Here is a 22,391-nt window from a genome sequence, read left to right as displayed (position 1 = left end):
GCCTCCGCGGCGGCAGCGTCAGCCGTCGACACCGGCAATGGCGGCACGCACCAGCCGGCCAGGCCCGTCGTCGCCGTCGGCAGCCCGATCGAGCGCCAGGCTCAGCACCCGCCCATATTCAGCCGGCGGCGCGCCGTGCTGCAACCCCAGCGTGATCGCCGTGGCCAGCGCGTCCGCGAGCCCAGCTATCGCCGACCCGTGCACACCAGCCCGCAGATCCACCCGGCACAACGCGCCATCCGGCGCGTATCCCGTCGTCATCACCCCGGCTTCGCCACCGACCACGATCTCCACCGTGGAACCGGCCGTCCACTGCTGCCGCGGACCAGGCACCTTGCCCGACATCTCGCACCCCCGAGTCCGAAGCGCCGACCACCAATCCGGTCAACGTCACCGCACCCTAAGCCGGTGCACCGAACTCGAACAGCACCAACACGGCCGGATGTCGAACATGCGTGCGACACGCCGGAATGCGGCGCCGACACGCCCGGCGTACTGGTCAGGGCGCGGACGGCCGTGGGCTGGCTGCTGAGTCGGCGACGATGTCGAAGACCCGGTCGAGGGCCGCCATCCGGAAGATTCGTAGCAACCGCTCGTGTGGGGCGACCAAGACCAAGTGGCTACCGAGGTCATGCAGGCGTTTGTGCACGCCGACGAGGACGCTGAGGGCGGTGGAGTCGAGGAGCCACCTCGGTCAAGTCGATGGTCAACGCGGTGGCGCCGTCGTCAAGGAGGGCGTGCAGCACCTGCCGCAGCCGCGGCGTGGTGGCGAGGTCGAGCTCGCCGGACACTCTCACCAGCGGGCCGGGCCCGGGCATGACAGAGATCTCCACCGCAGCTCCCGACGACCCGCGGCCAGACACCGCGTCGGCACATCGTAGCCTCGCAGACCTGGTGTGCCCGATGCGACCAGGAGACGCCAGCCACGACGCCTGAGAACCCCAAGCGCGTGTTGTCTCGACGGAGTTCGTCTCCGGCCGCCGGGTCTCGGGCGTATACGGCGACGTCCTCGCCCGCGCGCACACGCGCCCGCTAGAGCCCATCGCTCACAACGAATGCCAGGTGCGCGAGCGTGCCGCCAGCGTCGACCGAAGAAGAGAATCGAACCGTCGTGACAGCGCTCCCATTTTCACCGCGTACGGGCACCACCGCACGGGCGCGGAAGCTCGACCGAGCCTCTATCGAGTAATGGCCACATGGCTCTATTATGCGTCTATGAATGTTCACCTCTCCCGTCCGCTGGGCTACCTGGCCGTCGCTGCGTGTCTCCGCAGCAAGATCCTCAGCGGCGAATACCCGTCAGGAAGCCGCCTGCCTGCGGAACGCGACCTGTGCCACCTGCTGTCCTGCGGCCTGGACACCGTCCGGCAAGCGCTCACCGTCCTGCGCCGCGAGCTGCTGATCACCACGGTTCGCGGGTACCGGTCTGAGGTCGTTGCGCCGCCGGAGCGGGTGGCGATCATGTTGACGCCCGGGGACGTTGTGACGGCGTGGATGCCGATGCTGCCAGAAGCGCTTGACGACGGCATCCCGCCGGAGATGCCGGTGCTGACCGCGGTTGGCGCCGACGGCAATTCCACGCGTTACCCGGCCAGCTACGCGAACCTCATCGCCCCGCCCGCGACGCGCAGCGGCGCGGCCACCTGACCGGCCATTGCCGACCGCTCACGCAGCAGCCAAGCCCAGCATGATCGGGCGCATGCGCTGCCCGCACCGTTGCTGCGGTACACCGAGATCGGCACCTCGCAGGTCCTTCGCACTGTACCGCGTCGAACTCCGCTCACTCCGCGCTGTGAGGCTCATCCATCGGCCCAGCGCAGAAAGCCGTCCTCGACGACGGCGGTGCGGTCCTCGAGCGCGCCGGCGTCCATCGCGGCGCGGAGCCGCCCGGCGAGCGCGGCCGATGCCGGTGATGTTCGTGAACCCGCTCGCGGCGATGATCGCCGTGCTCGGCCTTGTACACGCGGGTCAGTACCGGGTACACCTCGCCCGGGTTCCACTGCCCGTAGTACAGGTAGCCGCCGACGGATAGCAGCGTGGTGGGCGTGTGCCCACCTGTCGGCACCGTGCTGGAGATGGGCAGCGCGGTGCCCGTGGTGTGGTCGACGGCCAACAGGGTCGTGCCGGACAGCACGTAGATCGTGCTGGTGTGCTGGGGATCGGTGACGTCAGGCGGGCTGCCATTCGGGTGTACCGGAGGCTGCTGTGATTCGGCCGGTGACGGTGACGTCGATGGTGTCGGTGGCGTCGGTCCAGGTGCGTGGTTCGGCGAGGTGGTCGGTCCATCGGTATCGGATGGTGGCCTGGCCGGGTGTGGTGGTGGTGACGGTGATGGTGCCGTCGTCTGCTGGTTCGAGGTGGAGTTGTGGGTAGGTGTTGATGGTCCAGGTGGGGTCGTTGGTGATGGTGTAGCGCTCTGGGTAGGTGATGGGGCAGCTGTTCCAGGTGTGTCCGGGTGCTCCGACGGTCGGGGCGAATGCCGGTTTGGCGGCGCAGGCGTCGATGCGGTCGTGGATGATCTGTTGGGCTGTGTCGACAGCGGCGGGCTTGAGGACGTTCGGGATGGTGATGGTGGGTGGTGGGCCGCTGGTGACGGTGATGCTGGCTTGGCCGGCTTCCAGGACTGGGGTTGCGGGGCGAGTGAGGGTGTATTGGCCTGGTGGCGCCCACAGGGTTGCTTGTTCGCCGAGTTTGGGGGTGGGGAGCCGGGCGGCGGCGATGGTGATCGGGGCGGGGGTGTGGTCGGGGATGGTGAGCTGTGCGCCGGGCGGGTTGATGATGGTCCAGGTCCGGTTGGTGAACATGCCGGTGCGGGTGCCGCGCAGGTCGATGACGGTGGTGTCGGGCTGGCCGGCGATGGTGTAGGTGACGGGGACGTGGCGTAGGTCGTTGGTGCCGGTGTCGTCGCCGATGGTGACGTCGTGTGGGGGTTGGTAGCCGGCGTCGAGGGCTGCGGGTGCGCACAGCGGGTTGTTGTCGCACCGGCCTGGCGGGAGGTTGGTGGAGTCGCGTGCGGTGAGCGTGGCGAAGTAGTCGGCGACGACGTCGCGTGGACTTGGCCCGGATGTGGTCCGGGCGATCGTGATCGCGGCGATGGCGAGTACCGCCACGACCGCCACGGCCCCAGCAAGCAGGACCCGCCGCCGGTTCTGCACCGGTGGGCGGCGCGCCGCGGTGCTTGGGGGCCGCAATGCGGGTGGCAGGTGCGGGATCTCGACCCGCTGCCCGGCCGGCATGCGCCGCTGGTGCCCGACGTCGAATGGGACAAGGACTGCGGTTGGTCCGGCGGGAAGGATCGGCAGTGCATTGGCGGCGGACGGGCCGTCTGGCGGTATCGGTGGTGCGGGTCGCGCGGTGGGTGAGGGGCCCGGTATGGCGTTGCCCGGTGTTGGCTGGCGGTCAGGGGTGGGATGCGTCATGGCGGGTTTCCTTCTGGTGTGGCTGGCATGACGCGCCCGGTGCCGGGAGGTCGTGCGGTTGGCTGGGGCGAGCCGGTGAACAGGGTGGTGAGCAGCGTGACGGTGGCCGGTTCGGGCTGCAGGCTGTGCGCGGTGAGGTGTTCGGTGAGGGTGGCGGCGGCGCGGCGGAGCCCGTCGTGGTCGCCGGCGGCGGCGTGACGTTGCAGGACTCGCTGGTGCAGGTGTTCGTTGGTCGGCGCCAGTTGCAGGGCTTGGTGCAGCAGCCGTAGGGCGGCGTGGTGGTCGGGTTCGCTGTCGGCAAGGTGGGTGGCGACGTCCAGCAGGTGCCGCACGAGGCGTTCGCGGTCCTCGAGGAGCCATGCGTACGTCCAGCCCGCGGCGAGCTCGCCGCCGCTGACGCCGGCTGCTGCGGCCAGCAGCAGGCGCCGGTACGTGGGGTCGTCGGTGGTCGCTGCCGTGTCGAGGAGGCCTTGGAGCCGCCAGATGTCGACCTGGACCGCGGCTGGGTCGAGCCGGTGTGGGTGCCGGCGACGGACGGGGTCGGCTGGGTCTTGGACGAGGACTGGCCGGCCGGCGGCAGTGTGCAGGGTGCGGCGCAGTTCGGACATGGTGGTCGCGTAGCGGCGTTGGGCGGCGCTGCTGGGTACGTCGGGCCAGAGCGCTTGTCTGAGCTCGCTGTCGGTGAGCCCGTCGCGGTGCAGGGCGAGCAGCACGAGGATCTGCTGGCCGGCGCTGCGCCGGATCGATACCGGGCTGTGCGAGCCGTCCGGGTGGGGTCGCAGCACCGTCACCTCGCCCAAGACCCGGATGAGGAGCCGGCGGACCTGCCCGGCTGTGCCGGGTGGTGGGTCCGGCCATCCTTCGATGCTGTTCGCCGCGGCGATGTCGTGATCGACCTGGTGGTGGCTGGGGGCCGGTTGGCTGGTGTCGGCTGCTGGTGGTGGGAGGGCGCCGAGGCTGGTGAGGATGTCGCGTGTGGTGCGCCGGTCCAGGATCGGCAACCGGCCGGCGGTCGGGGCGGGTCCGGTGAGCGCGTGGACGGTGCCGTCACGTGCGATGTGCCAGCACACGCCGCTGCCCGGTGTGGCGGCGACCCGGATCGTGCACCGGACGGCGTGGACCGTACTTGGGTCCGGATCGGCCGGGGCGGGTCTGTCGTCGACCGGTGCGGCGGCACCGGGTTCCGGGCCGGCGGCGAACACGACCACATCGGTGGTGGGCTGCTTGTGCTGGCCGGTGGTGTGCCCTGGTGGCGGCCCGGAGCAGGTGGGGGCGTGCGGCACACCGAGGACCGCGGCAGCGAACCCGGCGGTGCGTACGATGCGGGGCCGACCGTTCGGCAGGGCGCTGAGCGCGACGAGGATGCCCCGCGCGGCGTCGTGCCCGCCCGGGCCGGTCAGTCGCAGCTCGCCGGCCGGGAGCAGGTCCAGTAATGCCGGCGCCCGGTCGGGGTCCGTGGCTGCGGCCGGGGAGCCGCCGTCGGCGCCGGGATCCGCGGCTGGCCCGGCGGCGTCCGGCTGGGCTGGGTCGCCGAGCTCGGCGGTGCCGATGTCTGGCAGTCCGTCGTCGGCGGCGTGGGCCGCTCGGAGCAGGTGGCGGACCGACGCAGCTGGCGCGACCAGGTCCGGGTCGTTGCGGCGCCAGCCGGTCGGCGGCCCCGGCACATAGTCGCGCCGCCGCTGCGCCCATGCCAGTGCCACTGCCGCGCCGACCGCAGTGGCAACCGGGAGCGGCAGCCATCCGCCCGGCAGCTCCAGCCCCTGCGCGACAGCGGTCGCGGCGGCCCAGCCGGGCGGCGGTGGTAGTGGTGCTGTGGGCGGGCCGGTGGCCGCGTCGGGTGCCGTGGTGGCGGTGGCCGGTACGGTGCCAGCGGTGGCCGGGGTGGTGGCAGTTCCGCCCCGCACCGCATACACCGCGAGGAGCACGCCGCTGGCCGCGGCGGTGACCGCGGCGTGCAGCGACACGGGTAGCCAGGTCACCCGCCGCAGGCCGCGGACCGCGGCGACCGCGTCGGTGATGACGGCGATCAGCAGCGCCAGCCAGAGCAGCCACCCCGCACCCAGCCCGAGGGCGAGCAGGGTCGCCGGGGACTGCGGGTCGCCGAGCAGGGCACGCCAGTCCCAGGCCACTGTGGACTGCACCACGATCAGCAACGCGGGCAGCACCGCCAGACCGAGCAGCAGTGCCACGGCAGCGGCGGCCGCCCGCAGTGCCCGTCCGAGCGTCCTCATCGCATGGCCTCACCGCTGCCCCACCCGCCGGGATCCGTGTCCCGGCTCGCCGCCGGCCACCCGGACCCGCCGTGCGGCACGTGGCCATCGCCGCCCCATCCGCCGCCCGGCTCGGTCGGCACCGGGGTCGTTGCGGCCGGCAGGACGGGCGGTTCGCGGCCGGTCGTGCCGGGTGGGCGCAGCAGCAGCGGGCGCAGCACCAACCACGCCGCCCGGGCCGCCCACCAGCCGGCCACAGCCAACGCGAACCCGACCGCGACCGTGCCGGTGACCCGCCACGCCAGCGACACACCGACCACCACCGCCAGCGCCGCCCCCAGCAGCAGCCGGGCCAACGGGCGCCGCACAATCAGCAGCGCCACCGCGACACCGACACACACCCCGCCGAGCCGCCCGACCGGCCCGATGATCGTCATGTGGCCGGACGGCGCCCATTGATACAGCTGCCAGGCCAGGGCTTGCAGCAGCCGGGGCTGGCCGGTTTCGTCGAAACTGATCAACAGCGCCCCGGCGCCGGCGACCAGGACGGTCAGCGGCGGGAACCGCAGCCACGCCGGCCAGGACCCGCCCGGCGGGTGCGGCCGCTGCCACACCACCACCGCCAACCCCACCACGGCGACCGCTGCCGGCAGCACCGGCAGCACCGACCAGCGCAGCAGCGGCCCCAGCTCCAGATCGAAGTATCCGGCCGCCACGAGACTGTAGATCGCCGCCAGCGCCAGCCCGCCCAGTGCGCCGCCGGCCAGCGCCAAGGCCTGCAGGCGGTGCCGCACCCACCCCAACCCGGCCATGCCGGGGCCGTCCTCACCGTCGTCGGCTGCGTCGTGACGGAGCTCCGTCGCCAGCAGGAGCCCACCGACCAGCGCGACCAGCCCGAACACGGCGGCGAACGCCAGCCCGCCCCACGAGGCCAGCAGCATCCCGGGGGTGAACAGCTTCTCCCGCGGCCCGTAGCGCTGCGACCCGGCCAGGAACTGCCCGAAGAGCGCCATCGACCACACGGCGGGCAGCAGCACCGCCGCACCGTCCCGCCACCCCGCTCGCCGCACCGCCGAGGCCGGCCCGCCACCACCGGCGGGGCCGCGCTGCACCGCCCCCAGCAGCGCCGCGAACCGCGGCTCGGCCACCAGCCACGGCTCGACCCCACACACCACGGCCAGATCCCGCCCGACCGCCGCGTCCGCGTTCTCGCCGACCGCGCACACCAGATCGACCATCCCCGGCGCCAGTTGCGCACCCGCCAACGCCCGGCGCAGCACCTCCCGCACCATCCCGTCCGCCGGCGCCACCGCATGCATGCCCGGGGCGGGCATGTCCGCCGCGACCGTCGTCTCCGTCACGCTCGAGAGCACCGCGAACCCTTCGGGTGTGCGGTGCAGCACCGTGGCGGCGCACTCGGCGTCGACCGTGCACACCAGCAGCACTGCCCCCGGCTCCAGCCGCACCCCACCAGCCAGCAGATGCCAGCCCACCGCGACCGCCGCCGGCAGCACCTCCACCACCCCGAACCCCGCCGCCGCTGCGGCCCGCCGCACCACCGGCAGCTGCAGCGCCCCCGACTCCGCCGGCACGACCACCGTCACCGCGCCGGGCACCGCCCCGGCTACTGCTGCTGCGCGGCGCGCCACCTGCCGCAGCTGCTGCGCCAGCACCCGACCCATCGCATCTGCGCCAGACGCCGCGCGGCCCAACCCGGCCTCCGGCCACTGCGCACCCACTCTGGTCGGCGCAGGATCGTCGACGTCGGCACGGTCGTTCTCGGGCAGCGCCATGGCCGTGCCGTCCGGCCACGCCACCATCGCCGTTACATCGCTGCGGCGCAGCTCGACACCGAGCCACGCATCGGCAGAAATCGACACATCGACATTCTGCACTGTCAGATCAACGACACGTAACCCCGACATCACGCCCCGCAAAGATCCGCGTCGGTATCGTCGCCACGCTGACCAAAGCACGGCAGCGGCACCCACAGGTCGTCGCACAGGCCGGCGATGCCAACCGGGCGCCCCGGCCCAGACAAGCGAGTCCACAGCCCCAGCCCCGGCAAGTCGGCTGTCCACCCTCGCGGCACATGAGTTCGGGATTCACAACGCATCGAGCCACCTCCCAGGCACCGGACCTCATCTTGGTGGCCACCCGCGCCGCAGCGGCGACGTTGCCGGGCAGTGATCGCCCGCGCAGCGTGACTGACGCTGCTAACCGGACGCTCGCTGTTCCTCCGCCGAGCGTGCATGGGGTCGTGCGGGGTCTGAGTCGAAAACGGTGCAACTCGATGTCTGTGATGGTTAGTTGCGGCCTGCGGTGAGACGGCCGTCGAAGGCTAGGTCGAAGGCGTTGAGGGCGGCTTTCCAGCGGGTGATCCAGCGGCGGCGGCCGGCACCGGTCGGGTCGAGGGCCATCACGGCGAGGTAGACGCATTTGAGAGCTGCCTGCTCGTTGGGGAAGTGCCCGCGAGCCCGGACGGTTCGGCGGATCCGGGCGTTGACGCTCTCGATCGAGTTGGTCGAGCACACGACCTTGCGGACCTCGGCGTCGAAGGCCAGGAACGGCACGAATTCGGCCCAGGCGTTCTCCCACAGCCTGACGATCGCGGGATACTTTTCGCCCCAGGTCTTGGCGAACTCCAGGAACCGCTGCTCGGCAGCGGCCTCGGTCGCCGCGGTGCAGACCGGCTTCAGCGCTTTCGCGATGGCGTCTCAGTGCTGACGGGATGCGTACTTGAACGAGTTGCGCAGCAGATGCACCACGCAGGTCTGCACCACGGTGCCGTGCGTCGGGCGCGTCGTCGACTTCGACCGACTGATCCAGGACGGGTTTGTGAGCCCCGAGGTGAACGATTTTCGGCGCTACGTTTGTGGCTGTTCGTGTCTGCCTGTGCCGCCTCACGGCTTCGTCCGCATCAGGGCGGGCCGCGCCGGAACTGCGGGCTCGTAACCGGCCGTCCCATTTCACCGCGCGTACGGATACCCGTGGTTTACATCACACCAGAGCACGTATTGCAGCAGCTCAGAGGCGTTTGGCTGGTGGGCAGTCTGCTGTACTTCATAGCTCTGAGTAGCGTTCGGCTGAGGGCTATTGCGCCTGCTGATTGTGGCTTTTAGATTTCCGCCTCGATCAACCCCGCATCGGGGTTCGTGATGGCTGCGGGGTGTCGTCATGTCGGTGGTGGATTCACGCTGGATTCTGCGTTGGGACCGGTCGCGTGTCCTTCGGATCGCAGGTTCGGTGGTCGCGGGAGCGGTAGTTGCGGCCAGCCTTGTGGTGGTTCCGCCGCCGGCGTCTGCGGCAGCTTGGGATGTGCCGGCCGCGCCTGTAGCAGGCAAGTCAACGCCCGTTCGGTCGGTGCCGGCCAAGCAGCCGACGAAGGTTGGCTCGGATGTCCATCCGTCGTGGAATGCGGGTGCTCAAGCGTGGCCGGCCGGCGGCGATGGAGTCATTGCCGTCGATGACACGTCGTCGGGGGCTGCCCGCGCGGCGGTGTCATCGGCAGGTGCTGGCAAGTCACAAGTCGGTGGTCTTGGCCTTGCAGTTCGAGGTCGAGGGGGCGACGCCACGAACGAGCTGGCCGCGGTCAAGGGCAAGGCGTCCACCGCTGGTTCCCCAACGTCGATTAAGTTGTCGGTAGCCGACCGTGACGTCACCGACAAAGCCGGCGTGCGTGGCGTGCTCTTCACCATGTCCCGCGCGGACGGCATCGAGCGGACCGGCCAGGTCGCGCTCGACCTGGACTACTCGAGTTTTGCGCACGCCTACGGCGCCGACTACGGCGGTCGACTCCGGCTCGTGCGCCTGCCATCGTGCGTGTTGACGACGCCCGACCGGCCGGAGTGCCAGATCCAGCAGCCGGTGTCCGGTGCATCGAACGTCGGCTCGGCGCAGGTCGTTTCGGCCGATGCCATCGACGTCGGATCGGCCGGCAGCACCACGACGTTCTCATCATCGACGGCCAAGACTGCGGCCACGTCCGTGCAGACCCCGGCCGTGGCCGGCCCGACGGAAGAGCAGATACGCGACGGCGACGGCGGAGCCGCTGACGCAAAGTCGACGCAGGGCAGCGCGAAGCTGGTCGCGGCCACGACCTCGGGCCAGCCGGTGTACGCGTTGACGGCCGGCCCGAGCTCGGCAGCCGGGAACTGGGCCGCGACGTCGTTGTCGCCCACCTACACGTGGGGTGCAGGCAACCAAGGCGCCGAGTTCGCGTATTCGGTGCCAGTGACCGTCCCGCCGGTGTCGGCCGGCCCGTCACCGGCCCTGACCCTGCGGTATTCCTCGAATCTCGTCGACGGCGAAACGTCCTCGACGAACAACCAGGCGTCGTGGGTGGGCGAGGGCTGGGATCTGCAGACCGGCTACGTCGAGCGGTCCTATGACTCGTGTTACCGCGAGGGCACCGGCACCGGCGACCTGTGCTGGTTCTCCGACAAGACGATCACGCTCGTGTTCGGCGGCAAGTCGACGCGGCTGGTCAAAGACGACAACACCGCGAACCTGTGGCGGCCGGAAGACGACGACGGTTCGCATGTCGAGCTCGTCACCGACGTCACCGTCGCGAACGGCGACTACCAGCACCAGTACTGGAAGATCACCCAACCCGACGGCACACAGTTCTTCTTCGGCAAGCACAAGCGCTACGCCGGCGACCCAGACGCGACCAACTCCGTGCAGAAGGTGCTTGTCTACGGCACAACTTCGGGCGAACCGTGCTACGTCGCGAACCAGCCGTACAACTCCGGCTGCGACCTGGCCTACCGCTGGAATCTCGACTACGTCATCGACCCCGCCGGCAACTCGATGACGTACTTCTACGAGCGCTATCAGGGCAAGTACGGCAACTGGAACGGTTCGAACAACTGGGTCTACGACCTGACCGCTCGCCTCAAGCGCATCGACTACGGCACCCGCGCCGGCAGCGAGGGCACCTCGGTACCCACCGCCCGGGTCAACCTGGTGGAGAATCCGCGCTGCGATCCGACGTCGGCGAACTGCACCGCGTACCCCGATGTGCCCTGGGACCAGTACTGCCCGGTCACCCAGACGACCCCGTGTTACCAGTACACCCCGACGTTCTGGACGCCATGGCAGCTCGCTCAGATCTACACCGAGGTCTGGGACGCCGCCGCCAGCGCCTACCACCAGGTCGACTCCTTCTACCTGAGCAAGACGTTCCCGGCGATGGGCGACGGCACGCCCGCCGCATTGTGGTTCAACGGCCTGCAACGCACCGGCAAGGCCGGCGGAGCCGCCAACAGCGCCGACATCACCCTGCCGACGATGTCGTTCGGCGGCGACGCCAAACCGAACCGGGTCAACAACGGCACCAGCAATCACTACCGGCTGACCAAGTTGCTCACCGGCACCGGCGAAGAGGTCGACGTCACGTACCTCAACAGTGACTGCACCCCGCAGATGCTCAGCAGCATCCCGCTGGACAACAACAGCCACCGTTGCTTTCCCGGCGACGGCTCCTGGTTCAACAAGTACGTCGTCAGCAAGGTCGTCGACAAGGACCTGACCGGCGGCAGCCCCGACCAGACGTACACCTTCGACTACTCCACCGCCGGGTCGAACACCGACGCCCTATGGCGCTTCGACAACAACGACACCGCCTACCAGCCCACCCGCAACTGGAACGACTTCGCCGGCTACGCAACTGTCACCACCACCCACGGCGACGCCCTTCCGATCTTCAACCACGGAACCAACACCGGCCAAACCGACACCAGCCAGCAGACAGTCACCAAACGTCTATACCTGCGCGGCATGGCCGGTGACCTGCTGCAGAACGGCACGGCCCGCTACGCGCAAATCACCGACTCCAACGGGCAGACCGTCTACGACTGGGGCCCGGTCCGCGGCTTCATCCGGGAAGAGCAGACGCTCGACAACGGCACGGCCGCCACCAAAACAATCCACAGTCCTCGATTTGTTGGGCCGAACGGCTACGACAACCCCACAGCCACCCGCACCGGGAACTGGACCTACGGCAAGGCCTACGCATACCACGTCGTCGAGAACGACACCAAGCACCAGACACTCATGCCCGACGGGACCTGGCGTACCAGCGAGACCAGCCGCGGCTACGACATCTACGGCAACACCACGACCGAGACCGACTACGGCGACATCAGCACCACCGCCGACGACACCTGCGACACCATCAGCTACACCACACCCAACACCACCACCTGGATGGTGGCCTACGAGTCGCAGCGTCTCACCACCAACTGCGCCGGCACCACGATCGACGGCTCACAAACCCAGTACGACGACCGCCCCGTCGGGTCCTCCCCGATCCGCGGCCTGCCCAGCCGTAGCAACGAACTCGACACAGCGTCCGGCACGACGCTCACCTGGACCCAGCTGGGCCACATCGACTACGACGACCTCGGCCGCGTCGTCGACAGCACCGACAAACTTGGCGCTATCACCAGGATTAGCTACACCCCCGTCGGCGCCGGCCCGCTGACCTCCACGACCGTGACCAATCCGGCCGGGCACATCACCAAGACCACGTACGACCCGTCCCGCGCCCAGACCACAATGGACATCGACCCGAACGGGAAGGTCACCAACGCTCAATACGACTCACTCGGCCGGCTGACCAACGTCTACGCCCCGCACTCGCCGGCGGGTGCAGTCGTCTACACGACATCCACCGCGACCCAGCCGTTCAAGGACCTCTCCGGGACCGGGACGCAGATCAACATCAGCGGCGACGAGGCGCACAAGCAGATCCAGCTGCCGTTCCCGTTCGCTTTCTATGGCCAGCGGTACTCGGCAGCAACACTGTCGACGAACGGCCTTCTGTCTTTCGCCGACACTGCTAGCGACAGCAGCCCCACCACACTGCCCAACGCAGCGGCGCCGAACGCCGCCGTCTACCCGTTCTGGCAGGATTTGACCCTCGACGCAACCTCCCGCGTCTGGACCGCCACCACCGGAACGGCACCGAACCGGCAGTTCACCATCGAATGGTCCCAGGCCAGCCTCAACCTCCAAAACACCCGCGTGACGTTCGAAGTCACCCTCAACGAGGCCAACGGCGCGATCACCTTCAACTACGACGGCATCGACGCCCGTGACGACGACCGAGGCAACGGCGCCACCGTCGGCATCGAAAACCCGACCGGGACCGCCGCCACCCAATATGCCTACCACCAGACGCTGCTCGCCAACGGCAAAGCCATCACCTTCCAGCCGACCGCCAGCCAGCCCACACAGACACCCGACATCCACTACGAGTACACCGTCAGCAGCACAGCACCCAACACCGTTTCCACCAAGACCCTGACAGCATCAAACACGCAGCTCGAGACCATCGACATCCTCGACGGCCTGCTTCGTCAGCGACAGTTCCAGGAGCCGTCCAGCGGGAGCGCGGGCGGCCGCATCATCACCGACCAGCAGTACGACGCCCGCGGGCTCGCCGCGAAGGCCGCCACGTTCTGGAACTCCGCAGCACCGTCCGGCGCCCTGGCCGGCTACGTCGACAACGACATCGACGCATTCGAAGTCACCACCTTCGACCGCCGTGCCAGGCCAACCAGCGTCGCGCTCTGGTCGCACGCCGTCACCAAATTCACCACCACCGCGGCATACGGGCCCGACCGAACAACGATCGTGGCGTCGAACACCGGCGCCACCGTCACCGTGTTCGACATCGACGGCCAACCCGTCACGATCAGCAAGTACCCGACAGCAACGGTGACCGGCACAGCAGAAACCACCACCTACACCTACGACCGGCTCGGCCGCCTTACCGGCATCAAAGACGCGGCGAACAACCAAAGTCAGTACACCTACGACCTGCACGGCCGGCGCAAGACCACGACCGAACCAGACACCGGCACCACCACGAACACCTATGACGCCGCCGACCGGCTCACCTCGACGCTCGACAGCCGCGGCCAGAAAATCTCGTACCAATACGACAGCCTCGGCCGTGAAACCACCCGCTGGAGCGGCGACGTCAGCACCGGCACCAAAATCGCCTCGTACCTCTACGACACCAAAGCCAAGGGCGAACTGACCTCCGCCACTCGCTGGGTCGGCGCCGACCAGTACACGACCTCGATCGACGGCTACAACGACCAGTACGAGCCGACTGGCACCACCTGGACAATTCCCATGATCCAGGGCCCGCTCGCCGGCACCTACCAGAACACCTACGGCTACGACCTCGTCGGGCAGCAGACCTCCGTCAGCTATCCCGTCGGCGGCGGGCTGCCAGCCGAGACGGTCACCCACACCTACGACACCCTCGGCGCCGCGAAAACCACCACCGGCCTGTCGCCATACATCACGTCCACCACCTACAACAACGACAACCAACCCATCCAACAGGTCTACGGCGCCTCAGGATCAGGGCAACTCACGCGCAACTACACCTACGAAGCAGCAACTCACCGCCTGACCAACATCACATCGAAGCTCCCCGACCCGGCACACAGCGGCCAGTTCCTCACCCCCCAGAACGACACCTACGGCTACGACGACGCCGGTGACGTCCTGTCGATCACCGACGGCACCGACAACCAGGCCCAATGCTTCCGCTACGACAGTCAGCACCGCCTCACCGAAGCCTGGACAGCTGTCGACGCCTGCTCCGCGAACCCCACCACCGCCGCCATCGCCGGGTCCGGCAAGTACCCATACTGGGACAGCTTCACTTTCGACAGCACCAGCCGCCGCACGCAGGACATCCACCGCACCAGCGCGTCGGCAACCACCACCCGGACCTATACGTATCCGACGTCCGGAACCCGGCCCCACGGTGCCATCGCCGTGCAGTACACCGGCACCGCCAGCCGAGCCGACAGCATGACGTACGACGTCGCCGGCAACACCGCAACCCGCACCATCAACGGCGTCAGCACCGACTTCACTTACGACAGCGAAGGCCAATTCAGCCAAGCCGCCGTCCACGCCACCGGCGGCAACCAGGTCACCAACCACCTCTATGACGCCGACGGCACGCTGCTCATCCGCAAAGACCCGACCGGTACCACCCTCTACGCCGCCGGCCAGGAATACAAAGCTGCCGGCAGCACCGTCACCGCCACCCGCGTGTACACCCACGACGACCAGCCCATCGGCGTGCGCACCAGCGCTGGCACGGCCTGGCTCGCCGCCGACCACCAGGGCAGCGCCGACCTGGCCGTCAACACCACCACCGGAGCCGTCCAACGCCGCTGGTACACCCCCTACGGTGCCGACCGCTCAACCCAAGGAACCTGGCCCAACGACCACGGCTTCCTCGACAAGCAATCCAATACCTCAACCGGGCTCACCGACCTCGGCGCCCGCGAATACGACCCAAACCTCGGCACATTCCTCAGCCCCGACCCAGTCCTCAACCCCGGCGACCCCACCAACCTGAACCCATATAGCTACGCCAGCCACAACCCGATCACCATCAGTGATTCGACGGGCCTTTACAACGACGGCCACGAACGGGCCGCGTCCGGGCCGTGTCTGATCTACTGCGCCATCCAGATCGCCACCACCGCCGCCATCAGAGCGGCCACTCCAGGAGTCCAAAACGCCTGGCGCACCTACAACGACGTCTCCTGGGCTTTCCAGAAGAAAGTTATCGGAGCAGTGGCGAAGTTCATGTCACGCTCCCACATCCACGGCCCAGCAAAACCAATCGGCGGCGGCGCGGCCAGCAAACCCAACATCGACCTGCGGTGGAACGCTGTTATCGGTGCCGCAGCCGCGGCTGCGGCCGGAGCCATGTCAGCGTCGGCCGACAGCAGTGGCGCGTCTTCAGGCGCTCAGGCCGGCAGCGCAGGTGGAGGCGCCGGTGCAAGTGATCCCAATAAGCCACCTAAAAAGCGCGGCACGACGAAAAACCTGAAGTCCGGAAATAGCCAAGAAGCCCAGCAGGGTCGTGCTGCTCAGCAATCTCAGGAATGGAAAGACTTAGCTGCGCGAAACGGGTGGGACAAGTATGAAGGAAACGGCTGGAAGATCAACAACGAGGATATTGCTGACGCCCGCGGGGCGGACGGCAGGCCTATCGAGCTCAAGCCAAATACTAAAACTGGAATTAGAGCTGGCACTCGGGCGTTGCGCCGTTACATGAAGGCGACCGGATCCCAGCAAGGCGAACTTTGGGTGTGGGATTTAACCGAAGACGGATTCCAGTTTACACTGAAGGCCGTGCCCCGAACTGCCCGGTTCTGGACGTACTTCTAGGAGCCTACATGCCTGCGCCACTCTCAATACCAGCGATCCTGCGCTACCTGCACGCAGAACGAGTAATTCCAGCTACAGCGGACGCGGTACGGCATGGGATGCTCTGGTCCGATGGAGTCGGTCTTGAGCATCTCCTGTGGATTAGCAAGGCCAGCGACGGTGGACTGCAATTGTTGCTGAACACGGGGGACGCGAAGTTTGGACCGTTGTTTCCAAAGCACGGTCGATTCTCGGTCCGTTTACGATGGCACGAGGAACGACTCATTGAATGGCCTTCCAGGAAAGATGAAGTTGACCTCAGGATTTTGAAGATAAATGCGCTCGAAGCGCTCGGGTTCATTGCTGGACGCGAGGACCTGTGCCGCGTTTTGATGCAGCAGGAGAACGTCCTGCATCGTGGAAAATGGTACGCCGAACTGGGGCTATCTTCTTATGCAAACAGGCTAGTTATGGCCCTGATAATTGCGAACGACCTCGGGAACAACCAACTGATTGACGAATTGCGTGACCGGATTCACGCGGGTCCGGAAAAGGCGTCAGATGGCACATGGGTTGACGTATTGGCATGGTCGAGGGCGGCGGCCAAAGAATACGGCAAAATCCTCGGCAGTTCGATTGATATTGGGTAAGTCGGCGACGATAAAATGTCGCATGCACCTGAACTCCCGCAACCCGTTTGCTGGGTCGATTCAGGCCGCGTGCATCGACCGTGTCGGCCTCCATTGCACGCCGGTAGTTGTCTAGGGTTACCCAGCTTTCACGGAAGGCTGTCTGACTCGTTGCGACGGGCGCCGAGTTCACGAAGTACAGGCGCCCCGCACGCAGCCACAATCAGCGCGGTGGATGCTCGACCGCCCTGGTGGTCACCGCTCGACCGCGGCCGCAAAGACCGCGACCGCAACTCCGAGTCATGACGCCCACATCGCCGACACAACTGAACGAAAATATCGACCGTCGCCGAGTCCGATAGCGACGGTCCTGCCTGGGCGGCCAGGCGTTGGGTGATACGCGCCCTTGAAGTGGCGGCGCCGGCGGAGCCGTCCCCCCACGTCATTCACCCGGCAAGCGATCGCTGGCGGTGCGCCCGATCAGCCTCGGCCCGGCGCAGAAGCGCCTGTCCGAGCACCCGGTCCGTTTCGACCATACGGCGGTCACCGGGCACGAACGACGCGCCGCACTGCGCGCAAAACTCCGCTTGCTGCCATGCAGCTGCAGCGTTCATTCCTTTTGGTTCCAGTATGTTTGAGATAAGGGAAATGGCTGACATGCCGGAACGAGTGGTGTGCCCTTTGCGTCTGGGTCAAGCGGCCGCCACGCTTCTCCCCACAGCAGGTTGCCGGCGGTGGACTGGCCTCGGATTGCGGTTCGGTCATGGCTCGCCCCCCGGAAGCGCATTGTGCTGCGGTAACGGCGCATCCGGTCCGCTGGGCGGTGGTGGTGCATCGCTGCGCGAGGAGCGGCGATGCGGATCTCCGTTCCGGCTCGCTGGGTACGACGCGGCCGTCGACCGGCTCGCCGGAATCGCTGCGGGGCGCTCGGCCGCCTGGCAGCGTGAGCCCGAATCCCTCGTACCGGTCACGCTCGCACGGCGGCCGCCACAACACCAGCGGCGCGTCGGACGTGATAAACCGGGGCTTGCGCGTCACCTCGAGTCTCCAGTGCCGCTGCTGCAGCACCGCCGCGCAGGGCTCCACGGTGGACATGCTGAGCCGGATCGCCGCGTCCTTCGACAGCGCCTCCGGGTCCTGCAGCGCGAACACCGCGGAATCCCAAGCCGCTTGCACTTCGCCCGCCTCGGGGCGGAACCCCAAATGGACCTGGTGCAGGTACCCGGCCATCAGCTCCCGGGTGCGTTCCTGGTCGCCGGCATACTCGGCGAACCGGACGGGGAACATCACTCGCTCCCGGTGCATCGCGGTTCGCGTGTACTGCACCGCGAGGAAGATCGCCAACGTAGTCCTGTCCTGCGACAGCAGCGACGGCAGCTGATGGCTGGCGTCGATGTCCCGCAGGACGCCGAGCGCCGCACCTTCAAGCTCCGACAGGATCTGCTCGAGCGCGTCAGTCGGTCTCCCGTCCTGGTCGGTGAGCTCCTAGAAGCCGCGGCCAGCCTGCTCAACCCCGCACCCCCGGCGCTGAACCCCGTCGACCTTGAGGTGGTGCTCAAGGTCGCGACGATCCCGATGCGCGCCGACCGGACCCAGCAGTTCGCCAAAACGGTCAATACGATCCGGACCGGACTGGCCCAAACCTCCGCCGGGCCATTCGAGCTGGCGTTGGTCGCGCTTGGGGAACTCGCCGGCGCCAGCGTGCTGCCTCGCCACGGCTCCGACGCCGAACCCGACGCGGTGTGGTGCTTCGGCGATGAGCTCTGGGTCGCCTGGAAGGCCAAGTCCCGAGCCGACCCCCGCAGGTCAAAGCATCTCGCGTACGCGAAGCCGGCGGCCACCTCAACTACGCGGCCGCCCGACAGGGGGTTCCGGCGCCGGAGGGTTCTGTCAGCATTTTGGTCACACCGCAGACCGCGCTGCACTCGGCGGCGATCCGGGTGGCGGATCCCCCACTTTCATGGTGACCCCCGCGCAGGTCATCGACCTTGCCGAACGGCTGATCCAGGCGTGGAAGGCGATCCGGTCGCAGACCGGAGGCTTGGAACCGATCGACGCCGAGCAGATCGTCGCCGAGCTGCTACGGCGCCGCCGGGTGTTGCCGTCGCAGTGGCTGCCGGAGTGCACCGAGCGGGCCGTCACCGACAGGTGATGCGCGCGCTCCCGACAGCGGGACGGCCGCCACATAATGTGCTGACACAAACGCGACTGTTGACCTGGCGACCGAGGGCTGCCGGCATCACCGCCAGCGCCGTCGCCTGAATCGACATCACCCCATGGCGAATCCGCTACGCACCCCATCGCCAAGCACCCGGCGCCAAAGCCGGAACCACCCGAGACCCCGGCCTATCCATCGACAGCGCCTGGTGGCGCCTCCGCAACGGCAAACCGGCCAGCACTACCGGGGCCTCCGTGCCGCCCTCATACCGCAAGTCCGCGACCTTGCCGCCGCCGTCAACAGCGGTTCGGTCTCCGCCAACAAGCGTGGACAACTTCCGCCAACTAACGCGGACAGTCACAGGCACTGCCGGACGCCATCCCGCTGCAGCCTCAAACTCGCCCCCAACGTCGCCGACGATCTCTCGTGCGCCACCTCGCCTGCATCTCCGGCGTCGTAACCAGCGGTGTTACCGGTGTGATTGCTGTGATCGCGGCAACGACCCGCTATCGGCCCGTGGCCGCCTACGGTCGGGATGGTTCTGCATCGATCGCTGCCGACGGAGTGCTGATGACCATGAAGTCCCCCGCACCAGATGCCCACACCGGCTCCGCCGCGCCTCAGCAGACGCTCGAATGCAGGGGCCGGACCATCAGCATCGAGCCTGCGGCACAGCGCACCATCCACCGACAGCACGGCTGCGCCGACCCCGCCGGCGGCGCTCGCGTGGTCGCAGGTCCGCGGAGGCCGCGGTGAGGTCCGCCGGGATTGCGCACGCTGCCGGCGGTGCATGGCCGGGACGACACCACACGCGGGATCGATATCGATGGGGTTGGCTGCTGCTGCGGCATCGAGCTGCGGCCGCGCTGCGGGCGCTTGGTTACCTCGCGATGTCGCTGGTCGGGCTGGTTGGGCTGCCGGGCGTGCTGTGGTGGTTGCAGACGCTGCTGTGGACCCAGACGGACTGGCGCGCATTGATTGCTGAGCCGCTCACGGTGGCCACCGTCCTGTATCTCATGGTGGGGTTCGGCTGGGCTGGCTGGCTGTGGCTGCTGACCGCAACCGCGCACGACGTCACTGCGTCACTGCGGCACAAGCCGGTCCGGCCGAGGCTGCCGGCCTCGCTCGGCGGGCTGGCCGGTAGCCTCGCCGGGCTCGTCGCGGTGCTCGGCCAGCCGTCACTCGCCGCCGCCAACGCCACGCTGACAGCGCCGCCGGTAGTCGCCGGCCCCGACCCGACCGGATCGGGCCATCCGACCCCAACTGATACCACCGCCGGGCACACGACCTCGCCGGCAGCCGCAGCCCCGGCGCTGACGCCCACGTCGACAGCCACGGTGATGCCCGGCGCCGCTCAGGTCAGCTACCAGGTACGCCGCGGTGACTGGCTCGGCGTGATCGCCGACCGATACCTCGGCGACTTCGACCGATACCCGGACCTGCAACGCCTCAACCCTGGCCGCATCCCCGACAGCACGGGTCGGCGCGGCCCGGACCACATCGAAGCCGGATGGCGGCTGATCCTGCCGGCCGACGCCGTCGACCGCGGGCCGCGCCGACACGCCACCGGCACCAGCGATCCCGACGCCGTCGCCCCCAGCGCCCCCGCGACGACAGCTGAGCCCGCCCCGAGCGCGCCGAGCTCGGTGGCGACCCCAACGCCGACGGGTCCGAACCAATCCGCTCAAGCCGATGCCAGCACATCTCCCAAGCCCGGCAGCGAACCGCTCGGACACGCCGACCACGACTGGGGCGTCGGCGTGCCGCTGCCCGGCGGCTGGATCAGTCTGCCCTTCGCCGCTGCGTTGGCCGGTGCCGCCGCCATGGTGTGGCTGCGCCGCCGTCACCGCTACGTCGCCACACCCGGCACAACCACATCGAGCGACAACCCGGATGACCCCAACCTGCGCCCGTTGCCGCCAGTGCTGAACCGAATCCGCCGTGCGGCCCGCCAACAGCGCCCGGAACCGCTCAACCCGCCAGCCTCGCCGCCGCCCACCGTCGCCGAATACAACGCTGCCAGCGCCGACCAGCGCCCAGAACTGCCGCCTGTCGGGCCCAGCGGCCCGCACTTGGCCGGCGTCGGCGAGCGGATACCCCCGAGCGGGCTGGGCCTGGTCGGACCCGGCGCCGAACCGGCCCTCCGCGCTCTCCTCGCGGCCACCCTGTCCTCGGGCACGCCAGCCGACCCGGACGCCGAAGGCCAAGTCATTGCACCCGCCGACGCGCTGAGCACCCTGCTGGGCGCCGACGCCGTCCACGCCAGTGAGATCCCGCGGCTGCAGGTCACCACGAACCTGTCCGAGGCGCTGATCCGCGCCGACGAGCTGCTCATCGAGCGGCGGCGGCTCCTGCACGAATACGACGTAGCCGACCTGGCTGAACTGCGCGCCGCTGACCCGTACCACCCACCCTTGCCACCGGTCCTGCTGCTGGCCGAAACCCCACCCAGCCAGCTGCAGCCCCGGCTGACCACCACCCTGCAGCTGGGCGCCTCGCTGCAGATCAGCGCGGTCCTGCTCGGCGAATGGCCCCACGGGGACACCCTCACCGTCGGCACCGACGGGCACACCAGCGGCAGCGACGGCGACCGGCTCGCCGTGCTCGATATCCCCGCCACCCGGCAACTGCTGGACGTCCTCCGCGAGGCGCACACCGGCCAACCCAGCCCCGCGCCGCCGCTGTCACCCAGTGCCAGCAACATCGACCCGGCCACACCCGAACCTGCCACGGCAGACCCGGAAAGCCCGCAGAGCCCGGTCACGCCACCGCACGCCGCGCCCAGCGCGACGACGACCGTAGGCAGCCGCGACGATACGACGTCTCCTGACGTGCCCGCCGCCACCCAGCCCGGTACCTGCACCGGCGAAACCCGCACAGACCCCGAACCCGCACAGACCCCTTCGCCCGTCGCACCCGCAACCGGCACCACAGCAGCCGTCCCCGAGCCGCGGCGTGCAGTGCGCATCCGGCTGCTCGGCGAGCCGACCATCCTCGACCGCGACGGCAACCCGGTAACCGGGCTGCGCCACCACGCCCGGGAGCTACTTGTCTACCTGGCCGTCCACCGCAGCGGCGCCAAGCTCTCCGACATCATGGAGGCGTTCTGGCCCACCGCCACCGTCCGCCGCGCCGGCGAACGACTCTCCACCGAAGCCGGCGACCTGCGCCGGCGGATCCGGCAAGCCGCCGCCGACAAGACCATCCAGCCCGTCATCAACACCGGCGGCCGCTACCACCTCGACCCCAACCTCGTCGACCTCGACGTGTGGCACCTCATCGACGTGCTGCGCCAGGCCAGCACCACCACCGACCCGAGCAGCCGGGCCACCCTGCTGCGCCAGGCCATCGACGCGCACACCGGCCCACTCGCCCAAGGCCACGACTACGACTGGATCGAACAACCCCGCGAGCAACTCCGCCGTCACGGCATCCGAGCCCGGCTCAGCCTCGCCGAGATCGTCGCTACCGACGACCCTCGCGGCGCCGCCGAACTCGTCCAGGGCGCAGCCGCCCTGGACCCGATCAACGAAGACCTGGCCCGGCAAGCCATGCGCGCGTCCGCCCGCCTCGGCGACGCCGCCGCCGTACGCGGCGTGCTGCAACGCCTGCATGCCGCACTGAACGACATCGACGAGCAACCCTCCCCCGACACCACCACCCTCGCCGCCCAACTGCAACACGACATCGCCACCAACAGCGGCGTTCCCGACGACGAACCCGACGCCGACGCCCCGAACCCATGAACCACAGTGACCACCAGCCGGCCAGACCG

The 22,391-nt window shown here is 68.7% G+C and carries 10 protein-coding genes and 3 pseudogenes; 5 read left to right on the top strand and 8 right to left on the bottom strand.

What is annotated here, in order from left to right; translation table 11 throughout:
* Positions 1-18: 18 nt before the first annotated feature.
* The gene (locus tag AC6JBM_RS04740; RefSeq protein ID WP_497982402.1) at positions 19-294 is read right to left on the bottom strand and encodes a hypothetical protein; all 276 of its coding nucleotides are present in this window, start codon (positions 292-294) and stop codon (positions 19-21) included.
* A 205-nt stretch (positions 295-499) separates the two neighbouring features.
* Positions 500-670 (bottom strand): annotated as a pseudogene (locus tag AC6JBM_RS04735) (STAS domain-containing protein); the annotation flags it as partial.
* 545 nt (positions 671-1,215) lie between these two features.
* Between AC6JBM_RS04735 and AC6JBM_RS04730 the strand changes: the two are divergent.
* Positions 1,216-1,647, top strand: a complete 432-nt coding sequence (locus tag AC6JBM_RS04730) for a winged helix-turn-helix domain-containing protein (protein ID WP_497982401.1) — start codon at positions 1,216-1,218, stop codon at positions 1,645-1,647.
* A 133-nt stretch (positions 1,648-1,780) separates the two neighbouring features.
* On the opposite strand, the gene AC6JBM_RS04725 is transcribed toward AC6JBM_RS04730, so the two are convergent.
* From AC6JBM_RS04725 to AC6JBM_RS04705, 5 genes and pseudogenes are all read right to left on the bottom strand, one after another.
* Positions 1,781-2,134, bottom strand: a complete 354-nt coding sequence (locus AC6JBM_RS04725) for a hypothetical protein (protein ID WP_497982400.1) — start codon at positions 2,132-2,134, stop codon at positions 1,781-1,783.
* A 34-nt stretch (positions 2,135-2,168) separates the two neighbouring features.
* Positions 2,169-3,119, bottom strand: coding sequence for a hypothetical protein (locus tag AC6JBM_RS04720; protein WP_497982399.1), 951 nt, complete (start codon positions 3,117-3,119; stop codon positions 2,169-2,171).
* A 296-nt stretch (positions 3,120-3,415) separates the two neighbouring features.
* A complete protein-coding gene (locus AC6JBM_RS04715; protein ID WP_497982398.1) occupies positions 3,416-5,650 on the bottom strand; it encodes an AfsR/SARP family transcriptional regulator in 2,235 nt (744 codons plus the stop codon).
* Complete coding sequence (locus AC6JBM_RS04710; protein ID WP_497982397.1) at positions 5,647-7,557, bottom strand: hypothetical protein; 1,911 nt, start codon at positions 7,555-7,557, stop codon at positions 5,647-5,649. The genes AC6JBM_RS04715 and AC6JBM_RS04710 overlap by 4 nt, the downstream gene beginning before the upstream one ends.
* 378 nt (positions 7,558-7,935) lie before the next feature.
* Positions 7,936-8,415 (bottom strand): annotated as a pseudogene (locus AC6JBM_RS04705) (transposase); the annotation flags it as partial.
* 391 nt (positions 8,416-8,806) lie between these two features.
* On the opposite strand from AC6JBM_RS04705, the gene AC6JBM_RS04700 reads away from it, so the two are divergent.
* Together AC6JBM_RS04700 and AC6JBM_RS04695 are read left to right on the top strand one after the other, a co-directional pair.
* Entirely contained in the window at positions 8,807-15,850 is a 7,044-nt protein-coding gene (locus AC6JBM_RS04700) for an NIDO-like domain-containing protein (RefSeq protein ID WP_497982396.1), read from the top strand.
* A gap of 8 nt (positions 15,851-15,858) precedes the next feature.
* Positions 15,859-16,479: a hypothetical protein gene (locus AC6JBM_RS04695; protein ID WP_497982395.1), complete on the top strand. Its 621-nt coding sequence runs from the start codon at positions 15,859-15,861 to the stop codon at positions 16,477-16,479.
* A gap of 522 nt (positions 16,480-17,001) precedes the next feature.
* Here the strand turns inward: AC6JBM_RS04695 and AC6JBM_RS04690 are convergent.
* A pseudogene (locus tag AC6JBM_RS04690) lies at positions 17,002-17,922 on the bottom strand (DUF4238 domain-containing protein); the annotation flags it as partial.
* A 496-nt stretch (positions 17,923-18,418) separates the two neighbouring features.
* Here AC6JBM_RS04690 and AC6JBM_RS04685 point away from each other — a divergent pair.
* Together AC6JBM_RS04685 and AC6JBM_RS04680 are read left to right on the top strand one after the other, a co-directional pair.
* A complete protein-coding gene (locus AC6JBM_RS04685) occupies positions 18,419-18,610 on the top strand; it encodes a hypothetical protein (RefSeq protein WP_497982394.1) in 192 nt (63 codons plus the stop codon).
* Positions 18,611-19,506: 896 nt separating this feature from the next.
* Positions 19,507-22,362: a BTAD domain-containing putative transcriptional regulator gene (locus AC6JBM_RS04680; RefSeq protein WP_497982393.1), complete on the top strand. Its 2,856-nt coding sequence runs from the start codon at positions 19,507-19,509 to the stop codon at positions 22,360-22,362.
* The last annotated feature ends 29 nt before the right edge of the window (positions 22,363-22,391 follow it).

It is taken from the genome of Dactylosporangium thailandense (genome assembly GCF_059739745.1).
This window is presented reverse-complemented; position numbering and strand designations above follow the sequence as displayed.